The organism is Erwinia sp. PME.40.26/001, assembly GCF_055556675.1.
The window spans coordinates 209,385-226,718 of record NZ_JBVHNP010000001.1; the positions used below are offsets into that span (position 1 = coordinate 209,385).

Annotated in this window: 18 protein-coding genes; 8 read left to right on the plus strand and 10 right to left on the minus strand. The window is 53.2% G+C overall.

Translation table 11 applies throughout. From position 1 onward, the window contains the following. Positions 1-116 precede the first annotated feature (116 nt). A complete protein-coding gene (locus tag ACZ3HG_RS01295; RefSeq protein WP_191934876.1) occupies positions 117-1,628 on the minus strand; it encodes a DASS family sodium-coupled anion symporter in 1,512 nt (503 codons plus the stop codon). 593 nt (positions 1,629-2,221) lie between these two features. Between ACZ3HG_RS01295 and ACZ3HG_RS01300 the strand changes: the two genes are divergently transcribed. Further along, positions 2,222-4,999, plus strand: coding sequence for a flavocytochrome c (locus ACZ3HG_RS01300; protein ID WP_465331510.1), 2,778 nt, complete (start codon positions 2,222-2,224; stop codon positions 4,997-4,999). 117 nt (positions 5,000-5,116) lie between these two features. Then, positions 5,117-6,085, plus strand: a complete 969-nt coding sequence (locus ACZ3HG_RS01305; RefSeq protein WP_191934950.1) for an FAD:protein FMN transferase — start codon at positions 5,117-5,119, stop codon at positions 6,083-6,085. Here ACZ3HG_RS01305 and dcuR read toward each other — a convergent pair. From dcuR to ACZ3HG_RS01325, 4 genes are all read right to left on the minus strand, one after another. Continuing rightward, complete coding sequence (gene dcuR, locus ACZ3HG_RS01310) at positions 6,066-6,785, minus strand: two-component system response regulator DcuR (RefSeq protein WP_191934874.1); 720 nt, start codon at positions 6,783-6,785, stop codon at positions 6,066-6,068. The genes ACZ3HG_RS01305 and dcuR overlap by 20 nt on opposite strands. Next, positions 6,782-8,422 (minus strand): sensor histidine kinase, encoded by a 1,641-nt coding sequence (locus tag ACZ3HG_RS01315; protein WP_465331512.1) that lies wholly within the window; start codon positions 8,420-8,422, stop codon positions 6,782-6,784. Before ACZ3HG_RS01315 ends, dcuR begins: the two co-directional genes overlap by 4 nt. Before the next feature lie 169 nt (positions 8,423-8,591). After that, positions 8,592-8,822 (minus strand): YgdI/YgdR family lipoprotein, encoded by a 231-nt coding sequence (locus tag ACZ3HG_RS01320; RefSeq protein WP_191934872.1) that lies wholly within the window; start codon positions 8,820-8,822, stop codon positions 8,592-8,594. Between the two features lie 15 nt (positions 8,823-8,837). After that, on the minus strand, positions 8,838-9,071 hold the full coding sequence (locus tag ACZ3HG_RS01325) for a YgdI/YgdR family lipoprotein (RefSeq protein WP_191934871.1): 234 nt from the start codon (positions 9,069-9,071) through the stop codon (positions 8,838-8,840). Positions 9,072-9,456: 385 nt separating this feature from the next. Between ACZ3HG_RS01325 and ACZ3HG_RS01330 the strand changes: the two genes are divergently transcribed. After that, complete coding sequence (locus ACZ3HG_RS01330; protein ID WP_191934870.1) at positions 9,457-9,660, plus strand: hypothetical protein; 204 nt, start codon at positions 9,457-9,459, stop codon at positions 9,658-9,660. A 195-nt stretch (positions 9,661-9,855) separates the two neighbouring features. Here ACZ3HG_RS01330 and ACZ3HG_RS01335 read toward each other — a convergent pair whose 3' ends face one another. The 5 genes from ACZ3HG_RS01335 to ACZ3HG_RS01355 all read right to left on the minus strand — a co-directional run bounded on the left by ACZ3HG_RS01335 (position 9,856) and on the right by ACZ3HG_RS01355 (position 12,693). Beyond that, positions 9,856-10,104: a biofilm/acid-resistance regulator YmgB/AriR gene (locus ACZ3HG_RS01335; RefSeq protein WP_191934869.1), complete on the minus strand. Its 249-nt coding sequence runs from the start codon at positions 10,102-10,104 to the stop codon at positions 9,856-9,858. A 233-nt stretch (positions 10,105-10,337) separates the two neighbouring features. After that, entirely contained in the window at positions 10,338-10,637 is a 300-nt protein-coding gene (locus tag ACZ3HG_RS01340; RefSeq protein WP_191934868.1) for a hypothetical protein, read from the minus strand. A 170-nt stretch (positions 10,638-10,807) separates the two neighbouring features. After that, positions 10,808-11,053, minus strand: coding sequence for a regulatory protein YcgZ (gene ycgZ / locus ACZ3HG_RS01345; RefSeq protein WP_191934867.1), 246 nt, complete (start codon positions 11,051-11,053; stop codon positions 10,808-10,810). Positions 11,054-11,352: 299 nt separating this feature from the next. Next, the gene (locus ACZ3HG_RS01350; protein WP_191934866.1) at positions 11,353-11,673 is read right to left on the minus strand and encodes a hypothetical protein; all 321 of its coding nucleotides are present in this window, start codon (positions 11,671-11,673) and stop codon (positions 11,353-11,355) included. A gap of 294 nt (positions 11,674-11,967) precedes the next feature. Next, positions 11,968-12,693, minus strand: a complete 726-nt coding sequence (locus ACZ3HG_RS01355; protein ID WP_191934865.1) for a dTMP kinase — start codon at positions 12,691-12,693, stop codon at positions 11,968-11,970. Between the two features lie 200 nt (positions 12,694-12,893). Here ACZ3HG_RS01355 and ACZ3HG_RS01360 point away from each other — a divergent pair, with 200 nt between their 5' ends. The 5 genes from ACZ3HG_RS01360 (at position 12,894) to ACZ3HG_RS01380 (ending at position 17,320) form a co-directional block, all read left to right on the plus strand. Then, positions 12,894-13,619: a nucleoside/nucleotide kinase family protein gene (locus ACZ3HG_RS01360; protein WP_465332545.1), complete on the plus strand. Its 726-nt coding sequence runs from the start codon at positions 12,894-12,896 to the stop codon at positions 13,617-13,619. Further along, on the plus strand, positions 13,619-14,365 hold the full coding sequence (locus ACZ3HG_RS01365; RefSeq protein WP_191937246.1) for a nucleoside/nucleotide kinase family protein: 747 nt from the start codon (positions 13,619-13,621) through the stop codon (positions 14,363-14,365). The genes ACZ3HG_RS01360 and ACZ3HG_RS01365 overlap by 1 nt, the downstream gene beginning before the upstream one ends. A gap of 187 nt (positions 14,366-14,552) precedes the next feature. After that, complete coding sequence (locus ACZ3HG_RS01370; protein ID WP_465331517.1) at positions 14,553-15,911, plus strand: lipopolysaccharide biosynthesis protein; 1,359 nt, start codon at positions 14,553-14,555, stop codon at positions 15,909-15,911. After that, positions 15,886-16,734: a hypothetical protein gene (locus ACZ3HG_RS01375; RefSeq protein ID WP_465331519.1), complete on the plus strand. Its 849-nt coding sequence runs from the start codon at positions 15,886-15,888 to the stop codon at positions 16,732-16,734. The genes ACZ3HG_RS01370 and ACZ3HG_RS01375 overlap by 26 nt, the downstream gene beginning before the upstream one ends. Before the next feature lie 22 nt (positions 16,735-16,756). After that, complete coding sequence (locus ACZ3HG_RS01380; RefSeq protein WP_191934948.1) at positions 16,757-17,320, plus strand: YtfJ family protein; 564 nt, start codon at positions 16,757-16,759, stop codon at positions 17,318-17,320. The last annotated feature ends 14 nt before the right edge of the window (positions 17,321-17,334 follow it).

Consider the following 17,334-nt stretch of genomic DNA (forward strand, 5'->3'; position numbering starts at 1 on the left):
ATATCTGTTTTATTTTTTTGACCTGCCGGCCCGGGCTCGGGTCGGCAGGTCAGGAATGGTATAACATTGTTGCAACATCTGCATGCCTGAGTGCGAAATTAACCGTTAAGTCCGCATCAGAACATCATCACCATCCACGGATAGCCAATCAGCATCAGTGCGCAGAGGAAGATAGCACCGAAGATGGTGCCCAGACGCCAGTAGTCTTTGGTTGGCAGGTAGCCGCTACCGTAGTAAATCGGGCTTGGGCCGGTGCCGTAAGGGGTGATGATGCCCATCACACCCAGTGAGGTACACATCATCAGGCAGAATACCGGCATATTAATGCCCGGAATCGATGCCGCGATAGTCAGCATGGCCGGTAACAGCGCGGTAGTATGCGCAGTGGTACTGGCGAACAGGTAGTGCAACAGGAAGAAGGCAATCATCAGCACTACCGCTGAAACCTGAGGGTCATAACCCTGCAGCAGCATGCCACCTTCTTTGCCCAGCCAGGCGATAAAGCCGACGCGAGCCAGACCGTCCGCCAGCGCGACCAGGGTGGCAAACCAGGCAAAGGTGTTCCAGGCCGGTTTGTTACTGGTAATGTCGTTCCAGTTGAGGACGCCGGTCCACAGCATCAGTACCACTACCAGCAGTGCGGCCATCGCCGGTTCAATCCATGCGGTAGCGAAGATCCACATCAGCAGGGCAGAGACCACGAACACCAGCAGCAGGATTTCGTTACGCGACAGTTTACCCAGTTTTTCCAGTTCACTGATGGCCCAGCGCGGGACTTCATCGTTAAATTTGACTTCCGGCGGGTAGAGCCAGTAAGCCAGCAGCGGCATGGTCAGCAGCAGTAACAGACCCAGCGGCAGGAAGGCGAGGAACCACATACCCCAGGAGATATCGAAGCCTACGACACTTTTCACCAGGGCCAGGGCCAGCAGGTTCGGTGCCAGCGCCGAAAGGAACATGGAGCTGGTGATACAGGCGGCGGTGATGGCCACCCACATCAGGTAAGAACCAATCTTACGGGCGCTGGGGTCATTGGGTTTGGAACCGTACAGGGGCGGCAGGTTGGCAATAATCGGATAGATAGTGCCTCCGCTGCGCGCGGTGTTGGACGGGGTGAACGGTGCCAGCAGCAAGTCAGCGAAGGTAATAGCGTAACCCAGCGTCAGGCTGCGGCGACCCAGATATTTCACCAGAATCAGCGCCAGGCGACGGCCAAACTGCGTTTTGTCGTATCCCGCCGCAAACATAAAGGCACCGAAGATCAGCCAGACGGTGGAGTTCCCGAATCCGCTCACCGCCCATTTAAAGGCCTGAGCGGCGGTTTTGAATTTAGGATCCGCCAGCTCAGCCGGGCTGAACAGTAGCCACTGACTGAACAGGGCAATCACTACCACGCCGGTGAGGCCGATAACCGCACCGGGCAGTGGTTCAAAGATCAAACCGACAATCACCCCAACGAAAATGGCAAAGAAGTGCCAGGCATGCGGTTCCAGGCCGTGCGGGACCGGTACCAGCAGCAGCAGTACCGCGACCAGAACGGGCAGGAACAACATAAGCAGGCGTTTTTTTTGCGCCGCAGGGGCCGGAGGAGCCTTTGCGGTATCACTTACTATCGATGTCTGTTTCATAGTTTTTGTCTGCAAGTTAATAAGAATGCGTTAAGTATCCGGTAAGGTATAGCGGTTTTTTTTACTTTCTTTTCTATTTTTTCCGTTTTTTTTACCCTGATACTTGAATCTTTTTTGCCCTGTTCCTGGTGAAGAACGTCATTATTTATGGGCTTGATATAAATATAATGCGACTTCCTTAAATATAGACTTTGATCTAGATCAAGAAAAATCAAAGGACCCTTTTATTTTTAACAAATGGGACTGAATTATTATGAGTAGTTTTCATTTGAGCACATTATTACCCCTGATACGGTAGATTTCATTTCCAGAAAAACCCAGGTAAATTTTTCAATCCATTGATTTTAATCATTTTTATTTTAATGTAAACCATAAGTTGATTTTTTGTTCTCATTGGTTAACAATTAATAAAAGTATTTATATCATTTTAGGATAATAAAAATCAATCGTTTATTTAAAAGTTAAATAATTAAAGTTATCGATTATATAGCTAAAGAAATTGCTATATTAGCACCATGACATCGGACCATTCATATAAATAATAAACAGCTGTCCGCGAAAGAATTCAGAACTTTTAATTTGGAGTCCACCTTATGAATACGTTAACCCCTATTCTCAACCCGCTGACATTGCCTAACGGTGCGGTGTTGAAAAACCGCCTGCTGATGGCACCGATGACTACCTGTACCGGCTTTTATGACGGCACCGTCACCAGTGAGCTTGTCGAATATTACCGTGACCGTGCGGGCAGCATTGGCACGGTGATTGTCGAGTGCTGCTTTATAGATCCGAAGGGGCCGGCCTTCCCTGGCGCCATCGCCATTGATAGCGATAACAAGATCCCGGGCCTGGCAAAAATTGCTCACGCTATCAAAACCGAAGGCTCTAAGGCCATCCTGCAGATCTACCACGGTGGCCGTATGGTCGAACCGGAGCTGATTGGCGGTCGCATCCCGGTCGCACCGAGTGCCATCGCCGCCCCGCGTGAAGGGGCGACCACGCCGCAGGCGCTGACGGCAGAAGAAGTAGACGTGATGATCACCAAGTTTGGTGACGCCGTAAACCGGGCGATTAAAGCCGGCTTCGATGGCGTAGAGATCCACGGTGCTAACACCTACCTGATCCAGCAGTTCTACTCCCCGAACTCTAACCAGCGCGACGATAAATGGGGCGGCAGCCGTGACAACCGCGCCCGCTTCCCGCTGGAAGTGCTGGAGATCACCCATAAGATGGTGGAACGCTTTGCCGATTCCTCCTTTATTATCGGCTACCGCTTCTCCCCGGAAGAGATTGAAGTGCCGGGCATCCGCTTTGACGACACGCTGTACCTGCTGGAAAAGCTGGCCGCACGCGGCCTGGATTACGTGCATTTCTCCGTGGGACAGCTGCTGCGTTCCTCCATTGTCGATCGTGAAGATCCAACCCCGCTGATCACCAAATACCTGGCAGCACGTTCAGAGACTCTGGCCAGAGTGCCGGTGATTGGCGTGGGCGGGGTGGTTAACAAAGCTGATGCCGAGATGGCGCTGGAGTACGGTTTCGACCTGGTGGCCGTGGGTAAAGCCTGTATCGCCTACCCGGACTGGGCAGACCGCATCATTAAAAACGATCATCTGGAGCTGTTTATCGACAGCACCCAGCGCGAAGCACTGAATATTCCTGAACCGCTGTGGCGTTTCTCACTGGTTGACGCCATGATCCGCGATGTCAGCACCAGCGGTCGCAAATACAAAGCCGGCGTGTATCAGGAAAAAGTGGAAGCCGAAGCGCTGAAGCTGAAAATCAACGTCACACTGGATACCGACCGTATTACCGACATCTCGCTGATCCCTGACGACAGCCTTGATGTTGACTTCACCACTACCTTTGAAAGCCTGCGTACCCGCATGCTGGTGGCTAACAGTCCGCATGTGGATGCAGTAACCGGCGCGACCACGCAGAGTGAGGCGCTGAAAAAAGCCGTTTCCCGCGCGATGACGACCTCCAGCAAGGAGCACGTAATCGAAGAGGGCGGTAATCCGCAGGCACCCCAAAATTACGACGTGGTCGTGGTCGGCAGCGGCGGTGGCGGTCTGGCCGCAGCGATCGAGGCGAGTGATGCCGGTGCGCATGTGGTGATCATCGAGAAGATGCCGACCATCGGCGGGAATACCATTAAGGCTTCCGTCGGCATGAATGCCGCAGAAACCCGCTTCCAGAAACTGAAAGGCATTGAAGACAGCAAAGAGCTGTTCTATGACGAGACGCTGAAAGGCGGCAAGTTTAAAAACAATCCCGAGCTGCTGCGTGAGTTCGTTAACCTCGCGCCGGAGGCCATTGAGTGGCTGGCGGGCAACGGTATCGAGCTCAACGATATCACCATCACCGGCGGCATGAGCATTGACCGTACACACCGCCCTGCAGACCGTTCAGCCGTCGGCGGCTTCCTGATCAGCGGACTGGTGAAGAACATCAACCAGCGCAATATTGAAGTGCTGCTGGAAACCTCTGTTGCTGAAATTTTGATGGAGAATGGGGCGGTCAGCGGCGTGAGAGTGGTGGATGAGTATAATGACACCCGCATCCTCAATGCGAAAAGCGTGATCGTCGCCACCGGGGGCTTCAGCGCCAACCGCGAAATGGTGGTGAAATACCGCCCTGAGCTGGACGGCTTTGTGACCACCAACCACAAAGGTGCCACCGGCAGCGGGATTGCTATGCTGCAGAACATCGGTGCGGATACCGTTGATATGGGCGAAATTCAGATTCACCCGACAGTGGAGCAGACCACCTCGTACCTGATTTCCGAATCGATTCGCGGCGGCGGTGCCATCCTGGTCAGCCAGGCAGGCCACCGTTTCTACAACGAAATGGAAACCCGCGACAAAGTGTCCGCTGAGATTATTGCCCTGCCAGAGAAGAGCGCCTGGATTATCTTCGACGATCAGGTTCGCAGCAATAACAAAGCGGCCGATGAGTATATTGCCAAAGGCTTTGTGATCAGTGCGCCAATGCCGCATGAGCTGGCAGTGAAGCTGAATATGGATCAGGAAACGCTGCAGACCACGCTGGGCCGCTACAACGGCTTTGTGGCACAGCAGAAGGATGAAGACTTTGGCCGTACCACCGCCCTGCGTCATCCGCTGAATAAGGGACCGTACTACGCCATCCGCATCGCCCCGGGCGTTCACCACACCATGGGCGGCGTGACCATTAACACCGATACATCGGTGCTGGATGCGCAGAAACAGGTGATTCCTGGTGCCTGGGCGGCAGGGGAAGTGGCCGGTGGCATTCACGGTGCTAACCGCATCGGTGGAAACGCCGTAGCCGATATCATCATCTTCGGTACCCTGGCTGGCCGTAACGCTGCGGCTTACGCCCGGCGCTAACGGCCGCGAGGCATGAACGGGCTGACCGGAAAAAAGTCAGCCCCGCCATCGCCTTCATCCACAGGGGACGCAACCTGCTGTCCCGGTCGTCCCGCATTGAGGAGCCTGAGAATGACCCTGCCCGCTGAAACTGGCGTGTACGCCTATTCCGCCGTCCTGATGGGCTCACCCATCCTCCTTAAGCTGTTTGACCACGATGAAGCACTCGCCGGGCGAGTGTTTCGTCTTATTAAGCAGCAGGAAAATCTATTCACCGTTAACCGCGCTCACTCTGAAGTCATGGCGATTAACCATGCGGCAGGGCGACATCCTGTGGTCGTCAGCCCGCCGGTCTATCAGCTTATCAGGCGGGCCAGTGAGGTCAGCAGGCTACCCGGTAGCAGCTTTAACTTTGCCATCGGCCCGCTGGTCAAACGCTGGAAAATAGGCTTTCAGGGGCATACGGTGCCGCCTGAAAGCGAACTGAAGACGTTACTGGCGCTCACCGACCCGCATCAGGTGGTACTGGATGATGCCGAACACTCAGTTTTTCTGCAGCAGGCAGGTATGGAGATTGACCTGGGAGCGATCGCCAAAGGTTATATTGCTGACGTGGTGCGCGACTATCTGCACCAGCAGAACGTTGACTGTGCGCTGATCAACCTGGGGGGGAACGTCCAGACGCTGGGGCATCCGGGTGAGCAGGGCTGGAGCATCGGCCTGAAACAGCCGTTTGCTGAACCTGAGGCGCTGATCGGTGTGATCGCGGTATCGCATCAGTCCGTAGTGACCTCCGGTGTTTACGAACGCTACTTCGAGCTTGAGGGACGGCGCTACCACCATATCCTTGACCCGCACACCGGCGTCCCGCTGGACAATGAACTGCTCAGTGTAACGATCGTCTCTGCTGACTCGATTGACGGAGACATCTGGACGACGCTGTTGTACGGCATGGGGGTAGAAAAAAGCCTCGCTGTCCTGCGCAATACGCCAGACATCGAGGCCATTTTTGTTACCCGGGATCGTCAGGTGATCTGCTCCTCACAGCGCACTTACCGCTTTACGCTGCTGGACGACAGCTATCGCCTTACTGGCAATACTGTTTAAGCAGGGCAGTATGCTCCGGCTGCAGACGGTAGCGGTAGACCGGGCGGCCGGTGGCACCGTAGTGAATACTGGTAAACAGAATATTGCTGTGCGCCAGCCAGATGAGGTATTTACGGCAGGAAACGCGTGAAATATTCACGGCAGCAGCGAGGTCGTCCGTGGAAAATTCATCATTCGGATGCGCATCGATCCACAGGCACAGGGTACGTAGCGTCTGCGGGGTCAGACCCTTTGGCAGGCGTTTGGTATCTTCAGCCGCTGGCGGATTACCGTGCAGCAGCTGATCCACGTCTGCCTGTTCATAAAACGCGTGGTTGTCCATCAGCGTTTTTTTCTGTTTCCATCCGGTCAGTGCCTCTTCGAAGCGGGAGAACTGGAAGGGTTTGATCAGATAATCCACCACACCATAGTGCAGGGACTGTTTGATTGTCGCCGCATCGGCGGCAGAAGAGATGACAATCACATCGACAGCGCGTCCGGACTCGCGCAGATCCGGCAGCAGATCCAATCCGTTGTCCTGCTGCATATAGACATCCAGCAGAATCAGGTCGATAGGGACGTCACTGTGCAGCACCCACTCTTTTGCCTGTTGCAGGGTGGACGCCACGCCACAGCAGGTAAACCCCGGCAGTTGAGCGACATAGCAACGGTTCAGTTCTGCGACCATCGCATCATCATCGACGACTAAAACATTGATCATGCGTTTTTATTCTCTCCATCCCAGGGCAGTTGTACAAAAAATTGCGTATAAACGCCAGGCTCGGACTCTACAATAATTTTCCCGCCAAGGCTCTCGGTTTGTTGTTTTACCAGAAACAGTCCAACGCCGCGTTCTTCGCCTTTCGAAGAGAAACCCTTCTCAAAAATAGCCTCCAGCTGGTCGGCAGCAATGCCGGGGCCGTCATCGCTAACCTCACAGGCGAGGAAGCCATTCTGGTAGTGTAGCAGCACGCTGACTTCGCCCTCAGCGCTGGGTCCCAGCGCATCGAGGGCATTTTCAATCAGGTTACCCAGCACCGTGATCAGCACGGCCACCTGGGTTTCACTGCCGCTGTCAGGCAGCATGCAGTCATCGCTGATCAGCAGATGATTACCGGTGTCGGAAGCACGGTTAATCTTACTCAACAGGAAACCGGCAATCACCGGCGACTTGATTTTTCCCATCAGCGAACCGATTTCAGTCTGATAATTATTAGCGGTTTTCAGAATATAATCCTCTACTTTGCCGTAACTTTTCATGTGCAGCAGGCCGAGGATCACATGCAGTTTATTCATAAACTCGTGAGAGCGTTCACGCAGGGCATCAACATAGCTGACCATCCCGTCGAGGCGCTGCATCAGCTGACTGACTTCGGTCTTATCCCTGAAGGTGCAGATGGCACCGATAATGACGCCGTTACTGCGGACGGGCATGGTATTGCACAGCAGGATGCGGCCTCTCAGGTTGATCTCTTCATCCCGCCGGGGCAGGCCATTGCTCAGCACGTTGCGCAGATTCGAGATCAGCGGCCCGGAGGCTGCTACCGTCTCGCCGATATCACCGTTCACCGCCTGCTGGATGCCGGCGTCGCGCAGCAGCTGACGCGCCGCACGGTTAATCAGCGTGACCTGCGTGTGATCGTCCACGGCGATCACCCCTTCTTTCATTGATTGCAGCATCGCCTGGCGCTGCTCAAACAGCGTGGATATTTCATAGGGCTCAAGCCCGAAGAGGATGCGTTTGGCGGCGTTTACCAGCAGGAAAGTGCCAATTGCCCCAACCAGAATACCGAACAGTGCAGACCAGAAAATGTTCCAGCGGCTCTGGTTAATCTGTTTGGCGACTTCGCTTAACGAGATACCGATCGCCACCACGCCAATTTGTTGCTGCTGGGGGTTGTAAACCGGGGTAAACAACCGGAGCGCCTCAGCCAGTTTGCCGTGATTGATGGCCATATTCTCCTGACCCCGTAGAGCAGGCTGCAGATCTTCCCCGATAAAGTGCTGGTTGATCAGGCTGGCATCGGGATGAGAATAACGGATACCGTCCATATTGGTGATGACCACAAACAGCAGGTCATTGCTTTCCTGCACGGCGCTGGCGATCGGCTGAATGATCCCCTGGGTGGGGGGTAACTGCAGTGCTTGCTGGATCTCAGGGGAGTCGGCCAGGGTGCGTGCTACCGCCAGGGCCTTATCTTTGACGCTTTCCTGGGTGACGTGGCTTATCTGGAAAAAATAGAACAGATGCACGATCAGCAACACCGTAGCGATCACGGCGCTGACCATCAGGCTGACGGAAGTGCTGAGTTTCATCGGGCGCTTTCGCACCGGCGGCGTCAGCTGCGGGTCACTCATGGAGACTCCTGAAAGAGAGGGAAGCGGCTTAAACTGTCGCTAATATAACGCGTGAACCGGTTAAACAGGATATTTTAGCGGAAAATGAGGTTGGTTTTCTCACGACAGGGGGGCGCTAAGAGGTAGGGGGGTGAGGAGTCTAAAAGAGCCCCCGGAGGGGCTCACGCCATTATTTTGGCAGTTCGCTGAGCTCTTTAACGTCACTCTTGCTGATCTGCTGTTCAGTGCCGTTGGCATCGGTGTAAGCAATCAGACCCGTTTTGTTATCTTCCTTCGGCTTGCCATCACTGATGATGGTACGGCCATCATTAGTATGGATAGCATAGCTGCTGCGGGTGCAGCCGGAGAGGGCGGTAACGCAGAACAGTGCCGCCAGAGATACAGCCATAATCTTTTTCATAGGGATTCCTTTTTATTAGTTGTCGAGTTCACTCATGTTTTTAATCTGCTCACGGTTAATCTGTTCTGTTTGACCCGTGCGAGCATCTTTGTATGAAACCAGTCCGGTTTCATCATCAATCTGTGGCTTACCGTCGGTAACGATAGTCTTACCATCGGTAGTTTGAATTGACTGATTCGACGCACAGCCCGCGAGCATCAGCAGTGACAGCGCAGCGATAAAGGTAGACTTAAACAGTGTGACTTTCATTTGGATTTCCTTATTGGTGTCTTTTTCGTCTCACCCACCAATTATAGTTGGGATTTTCAAATCTGCTATAAATTGGCAGTAATATATTTCAGGGTGCTGCGTATTTACAGTTTCTTAACCAGGCTTCTACTTTTTCGCAGATTAATCTTAAAAAAATAAAATGATCTTGCCTTTTTTTTATAATGTTATTTACTTATTTGTTTGGTCTTAAGCGCATGCGTCGGAGGGGTAAGTGGGTGGAATAAAAAAATGATCTAAATCAATGTGTTGATTCTTCGCTTTGTTGGGGTTCTTCGCTATTCGCGCGGGATTTGATGTCGGGGATGTGCAATATTCATCATGAAATGTTAATATTAAAGTACATACAGCCAGACAAGGGGTGCATGTGCACGATAATAACCAGGAATATCCAAAAGAAATTTATGCAGTTATTGGGCGGGCAGTGTCAGAGTTGATTACAGCAAAACAACCGCTGGATAAGAAGAGCGTGCTCATTATGCTGCAGGTTCACAGCAGCAAAACAGCAGATGCTCAGCTTCTGGATATTTATAAGCAGGCCTTCCGTTATCTACTGGAAAGCTTTCATTAATCGCGCGGAAAAGCGTGGGCTCCTCTGCTAATGAAAAAAACATCTCAACAGCAGAGAGATAAATCTTAGTTTTGTTTCAACTCAGCAAACGCATTGACACTTTCGTTATATTCCACCAGATTGAAAGGCACACCTGCGGATAACTCAGGTGTGCCTCATCATGCGGTTTTGTCTCGCCGGCGGCTGACCATCCTGTCAGGCATCGTCTGGCGTCATGCCAACGACCACTTCCAGCACCTGACGATAAACATCCAATTGCACAACGTCCGAGGTGGTCTCCAGCTTCTCAATCAGCTTGAGGATAATGGCTTTATTGTTGACATGTCTGCCACCGGTTGCCAGTTCCTTTATCACAGCACCGAGAACCTGAGCCTCTTGTGAAAACTTCTCACCGCCACCCTGAAAATAACTCAGGATTTCGGATTCTGATGACATCTGCTGCATGGATAATGACCTTGTAAAAAATGGAAAAAATGCTCTATGAGCCAGCTAAGGGTGTTTTCCACGAAGTAAGCAGGGCGGAAAACGCTGACGCTAAAGTGAAAACTGCTCTTCACCGGACGCGCCTGCTGGCGGTTTAAGCACGCCTTTCAGGCGCCATCGATGAAACAGATACTGTAAGGCAAACGTGATACCGCTTTACCCCTGAATGAGCGTAGTACACCCAGCCAGATCCATCAGTGTTTTTTCGTTCCGTCTGCCGGACCTTCGCTGGTAAACAGGTGGGTCACGTTATCCCTGTCGCGGATCTCCCGGGTATCCGTATCCGGCTCAGGAGCCTGGTAACTCCTGACCTCCGCAATGGCACGTCTGCAGGCGCGCTGCCGGGTGAGTTCTTTTTCTCCTGCGGCCATAGCTTGCAACTGACGGATGAGAGCTGAACTGCTGATCGCCGCATCGGCTTTCAGCAGAACCATAACGGCTTCGCCTAAAATAATATCGGAGAGTAATTCTTCTTCGTCTTCGTTTCTGTACATACCAACTTCTCTGAATCAGTGATGCGGGCAGAGCTAAAATACCCGCAGAAACCTGCATCCCGATACCCTGTTACAGCATGTGCCGATGGGCAGGATGGTCAGATTGTCGGACTGAGTCGTGACGTAATGCGCACTTATAAGTGTTCAATCAGCAAAAGTTGCTTAAAAACTCAGTCACCGCGGCCAAAAAGTAAGCCAATCAGTTCTTGATAGTGCCGTTCCTGCTCAGGGCCCGATGCCAGCTCAAGGCGCGTCAGCAGCTTTGAACAGATAGATTTGCGGTTAAGGTTGCGGCCTGAACGCAGGATCTCAACCACAATCTGGCCAAGTGTTTCCTGCTGAGAAGGCATTACCGCCTCACTAAAATAACGGCTGATGTCATTTTCAATCTTCGGGTTGGAACCGTCCTGACGCATAAGAATGTCCCTCAGTCGTAAAGTTTGTTGTGTCAAATTTCCCGCAGTAAAGTTATACATCTATGAGTGATTTGTACAGGAATAGTGAATTTTGACCCCTTAAGATTTGTGCAAAAAGTGCTAAATCTTTAAGATCATCGTGTTACGAGATAGACAGGCAGGATCATACCGCCCTCGATGGAGGGGAAAATAGGGAAAATTCTGAAATTTAAGGCGGGCAGGGGAAGGGCTGGCGTACAGTAAAGGGGTCAGGCCGATGTTGTGACATCGGCCTGGGGCCGCTGCGCCCAGATGGTGCTTCAGCGTTTTGGTTTTTCGGTGTCGCTGTAAACGTTCATCGTGATGTCAGACTCTTTGCTGACCGGATCGTTTTGATGGCCTGATGAGGCCAGCCAGTGATTTCCCGCAGGGGCGGTAGTACGCCCTTTTTTATACTCAAGCAACCACGTGCGCGCTTCATCAATCTTCAGCAGCCGATCCTCATCGTCTTCCGTGCGCGCCATACTCTGTAACTGGTTAATGAGAGACCCAAGACTGACTTCTTCCCTGCTGAAGATAAGATTCATTGCAGCCTCACCGATGACAACGTGCTGTTTTTCATCTTCATCAGAAATAGACAAAAATACCTCCAGAGTGCTTTTCAAAAGATTAACTTTTTACGTGCAGACTAATTATAAACCATCCTGCCTCATTACGCTGACGCCACATGAGTTGCAGATCAATTTGATTGATAGATTAAAACGATTAAAAGCGGCCTTTTATATTTTAAGTTGCTGTTTTTAATGGTTTATTATATTTTCGACCTATTTTTTTCTTCAGATTTATTTATTTTTATTGCGACAGATTACCTACAGATCTGGAAATATTAAGATGTTTCCTAGGTTATTTTCACTGCGTGCTCAGGGATAAGCGCATCAGGAGAGCAGGTAAGACGTCTCTGCTTCTACAGCAGGGTACCCCAGTGAGACCATCAGCGTTGATACAGCGGTCATCGCGGCATTCAGCACCTCATCGAGGGGGCGATCAGCATCGATATCCACCAGATGTGCCCCTTCAAAGGTCAGCAGCGGCGTCATGGCAATCTTTCTGGCCAGGGATTCGGTATGATGGTCGGGCTTGCGTTTGCAGGCGACGTCAAGACTGACGTTCAAGCGGATCACCAGATCCGGCTTCTGCCTGGCCATCCAGCTAAATGCACGTCGCTCCCGTTCGGCCAGCCACAGGACAAAACGCCCGCCAGGGACATGGGCAGGAAAAACCGGTCCATCGTTCGTCCCGGGCATTTGCACCTGGGGAAAGCGGTCGGTTAAGACAATCAGCCCACGGCGGCGGCAGGCCAGCATATGTCTGAAACGCCACAGGCGGCGAAGAACAAAACTCATTACGACCAGGGCAGGGATGGGGCCGGGAAGTTTTTTAGCCGCAATCACTTTATTTCGTTTAATGGCATTATCCAACGCTGGTCCAAGTAGCGGTAGCTTAATAACCGCCCGCTCAACGTTTCCCGCCTGTTTTCCCAGATGAACTCTGACGGCAGGGCCATATTTATTAATATAAGTAATTAAATGTTCACAGACAGTGGACTTTCCCGACCCATCGCAGCCAATAACGGCAATGAGCGGTATCTTTTTCGGTGACATACTTAAACTCTTTCTGGATACAGTGAGCGGAAAAATACGCTCATCCTGAAATGTCCTCAAGAGGTACGTCTGTAAAATGCCATTAATACATAAAGCGACAGTTAACCGCACGTAACCGCAAATAACCTCAGAGAAATTTGAATTAGCATCGTGGCATTATTTTCAATACGGATTTAGCTGTGAAGCAACCTTCCTCTCTTATGCCTCATCCTGCGGTCAGGGTTATTGCCATTGCTGGCTGCGACGGCGCGGGTAAAACAACGCTGGCCTCTCAACTTGTACGTTATTTTTCTGCCGGAGAAGCTGCGGCACTCGTGTATCTCGGGCAGTCGTCAGGCCATATTGCAGAAAGGATAGGTCGTCTGCCTGTGGTTGGCGCGCCTTTCAGTCGCTATTTACGGGCGAAAGCCCGGGGGGTCCATGCTAAACCGGCATCCCCGCCGGGTGGGGTCACGGCTCTGGTCATCTATCTGCTCTCCTGCTGGCGCACCTATAAGTTTCGCCGGATGCTGAGCCGCTGTAAAAAAGGCTCTTTACTCTTTACCGACCGCTACCCGCAGGCGGAGGTGGCCGGATTTCGTTTTGACGGACCTCAGCTGGCGAAAACCGCAGGGGGCAACCGGTGGATCTGTGCGCTGAGAGCGCGGGAGCAGAGACTGTATCAGTGGATGGCGTCTTATCCCCCGCTGCTGTTAATCAGGCTGAATATTGATGCCGAAACCGCGCACCAGCGCAAGCCTGACCACCCGATCGCCGCGCTGCGGGAGAAGACGGCGGTGATCCCCCATCTGCGATTTAATGGGGCGAAGATCATTGACTTAAACGGCTGTGAACCTGCGGATAAAATCTTTGATGCCTCAAGGCAGGCGGTGCAGATCTCACTGGGGACATCACCTCTCCGCACCTTCAGCGACGATCAGAATTGATGTCAGGGGCATCTGATAACGTGAAGACAAACGAACAGCCCACAGGGGCCTGTATTCCGGGCCTGATCGCGGTCGTCGGGTGCGATGGCACCGGAAAATCGACGCTGACCGCCGACTTAGTGAAGAACCTGAAAACGCATTACCTCACAGAGCGCCGCTATCTGGGGCTGGTTTCGGGTGAGGAGGGCGATAAAATCAAGCGCCTGCCGTTGATTGGCGTCTGGCTTGAGCGACGTCTGGCGGCAAAGTCGTCAAAGACCCAAAGTATGCAGACCCGTTCACCGGCGCTATGGGCGGCGCTGATTATGTACGGGTTTTCGCTGCGGCGCAGGGCAAACCTGCGCAAGGTGGAACGACTGGCAAAAAGCGGGGTGATGGTGATCAGTGACCGCTACCCGCAGGCAGAGATTGCCGGTTTTCATTATGACGGCCCCGGCATTGGCGTTGAGCGAGTGAAAGGGTGGCTGATGACAGGGCTGGCCCGGCGCGAACAACGGCTCTATCAGGAAATGGCGTATTATCGCCCACAGTTAGTGATCCGCCTTGATATTGATATTGATACCGCTTTTTCCCGCAAGCCCGATCACGATTACGAAGAGTTGCGGGATAAAATCTCTGTTATGGATAAAATTAATTACAATCACGCGGCTGTGCTGGAAGTGGATTCCAGAGCACCCTATAACGATGTGCTGCAAAAATCGCTGAATGCCATTCTGGCCATTGCCCCTCAACGGCAATCTCCCTGAATAAGGTATTCATGGCAGAGGCGCAATTGTCTTCAGGGAAATATTTACGGGCAGGGTTTTAATGTCGGCGTCTTATCTCTCTGATGAAAAATTTATTGAATAATATTTCAGTTAAACGCACTGAATGGCGAGTGGTTTTCTTTATTCGCCCGGTTTGCTGGAATATTGGCTATGGCTGACTGTTTCCATGAAACACTGGTTTTCTGATGGTGTGTTTCGCACCATTTTGCGCAATACGGCCTATCTGGGCTCTGGCAATGTGGCCAGTGCTCTGCTGGGGTTGCTGGCACTTTCCTGTGCCGGGAAAGGGATGTCGCCCGCCCTGTTTGGGGTGCTGGTGGTGATCCAGTCGTATGCGAAAACGATAAGCGATGTGATGAAGTTTCAGACGTGGCAGCTGGTGGTGCAGTACGGTACCCCGGCATTAGCGAATAATAACCTGCTGCAGTTTCGCGAGGTGATCTCCTTTTCGCTGGGGCTGGACCTGGCCAGCGGCGCAGCGGCGATTGCCGGGGGCATGCTGCTGCTGCCTTTCCTTGCACAGGCATTAGGACTGGACGCGCACAGCTTCTGGCTGGCGATCCTCTACTGCACGCTGATCCCTTCCATGGCGGCATCCACGCCCACCGGCATTTTACGTGCGCTTGACCGGTTCGATCTGATTGCGGTTCAGCAGGCGGTCCGGCCCTTTCTGCGGGCAGCAGGCAGCGTGATCTCCTTCGCCGGGGATTTTGGCTTCGCCGGTTTTATGCTGACCTGGTATGTTTCTGATCTGATGGGGGGCGTGCTGTACTGGTGGTTTGCTGCCCGCGAACTGCGCCGCAGGGGCATCCATCACGCTTTCCGGCCGCGATTACTGCATGCTGCACGAAATCTTCCCGGGGCGTGGGGCTTTGTCTGGGCAACGAATATTGCCCACTCTATCTGGGCAGCGCGTAACTCCGGCAGCACGGTGTTAGTCGGCATCGTGTCCGGACCTGCCGCCGCCGGCCTGTTCAAAATTGCGATGACCTTTTTATCGGCCACCGGTACACCGGCGAGCCTGATGGAGAAAAGTTTTTATCCCGAGATGATGCGGCTGGATCCGCGGACGAAAAGGCCCTGGCTGCTGGGGCTGAAATCAGCATTGTTAGCCGGAGGCATTGGACTTGCCGTCGCACTGGTGGTGTTGATGGTGGGGCAGCCCTTAGTCTCCCTCGTTTTCGGGCATCAGTATCTTGAAGCTTATGACTTAATTCAGGTGATGCTCTGCGCCGTTGTCGTGTCGATGATGGGCTTTCCGCAGGAGTCGCTGCTGCTGATGGCAGGAAAGCAGCGCGCCTTCCTTGTGGCCCAGGCCATCTCATCCGTCACCAGTATGTTACTGCTGGTCGGTTTGTCACACTTCTTTGGCGTGTCCGGCGCGGCGTTTGCCTATGCAGCAGGGCAGTGTGTGGACGTGCTGCTGTTGCTTGTTCCGACGCTGCGGGCCTACCGCCATCGTCATTTACTCCCTTTCAGTCAGCACGGAGAACGTCCCCATGACCACCAGACCAGCGTGGCGTAAGTACCCGCCTGAAACCGTCGATTTACTGTTTACTGCGGTGGACGAGGACGATTGTATTGATGACAGCGTCAGCCTGCCGCAGGCGATCGACCTCTCCTGTTCCGGGGAGAGCATTCGCGATAATTACGCCCTGTGCCTGCAATACTGGCAGGAGGGTTTTACGCGGGCAGAGCTGCTGGGCCTGGTCACCCGGGTCATACAGGGGCAAACGCTGTCAGAACAGGAGCGCAGGCAGTACAAATATATCCGCTCACGTTACAAACACCTGCGTTTTGCCCAGCGGCTCTACGGGCAGCAACACGCGTGCAGCGCGGGGTTGAGCAAAACCACTGTCTTTCTCGGGCGCTTTCAGGATGCATTCCGTAACGAAAATATAAGCCATGTGACTTTTTATGGGCGGATACTGCGTTTCTGTCTCAGCGCGCCGGTCTGGCGGTGGGTGGATCACTCTCTGCGGCATTTTCCACTGACCGGAGAGCGTGACTTTATCGCCTGCTGCCAGCAGGAGATGCGCAAGCTTGAGGCATTCCTCGGCAAACCCAGGCTCACTGGGCGGGAGTTTCACGCCGTGCGGAAAATTGTCAGTCAGCAGGTCTCTTACTACGACACGCTGCGCGCCCTGGCCCCAGACGATCTGCAGGCCAGGCAGATCTCGCGCTACTTAGCGGCAATAAACGGTTTAATGGGCGACCGGCACGATGAAATGGTGTCCGGCAACCTGGCGGGGCACAGTGACTATAATGCCCCCGCACCGCTGGATGCGGGTATCCGTCAGCGGCTGGAACAGTTTCTGGAACGCTATCCGCTTGGCGTCCGTCAGTAACATCCATCAGAAAGGAAGCATGATGAGGTTATGCAGATGTCTGCCCGTTTTGGGTCTGTTACTGCCGGTGCTGGCCACGGCGCACAACTTCGATATCGGACACCGGGTACCGCCCGTTCTGATTACGGATGATGGGGAGCTGCGGCTGGAACACGGGCAGATTCATTATTCACCCTGGAAGAGTACGGAGCTGGCGGGCAAAATTCGCGTGGTGCAGTACATTGCCGGACGCACCTCTGCAAAAAATAAAAACGCACTGCTGATCCAGGCCATTAAGCGTGCCCGGTTTCCATCCGATCGTTTCCAGCCGACGACCATCGTCAATACGGATGATGCCATCCCCGGCTCCGGTTTTTTTGTGCGCAGAAAGGTTGAAAAGAATAAAAGACGTTACCCCTGGGCGCAGTTCATTATCGACAGCGATGGCCTCGCCCGGCGCGCCTGGCAGTTGAAGGCGGCGAGTTCAACCATCCTGGTGCTTGACCAGCAGGGGCGTATTCAGTGGGTGAAGGATGGGGCCCTGACGCCAGATGAGGTTGCCCGGCTTCTCGCGCAGGTTCATCACCTGCTCGATCAGCAGCAGTAATGGCAAAAGGCGCG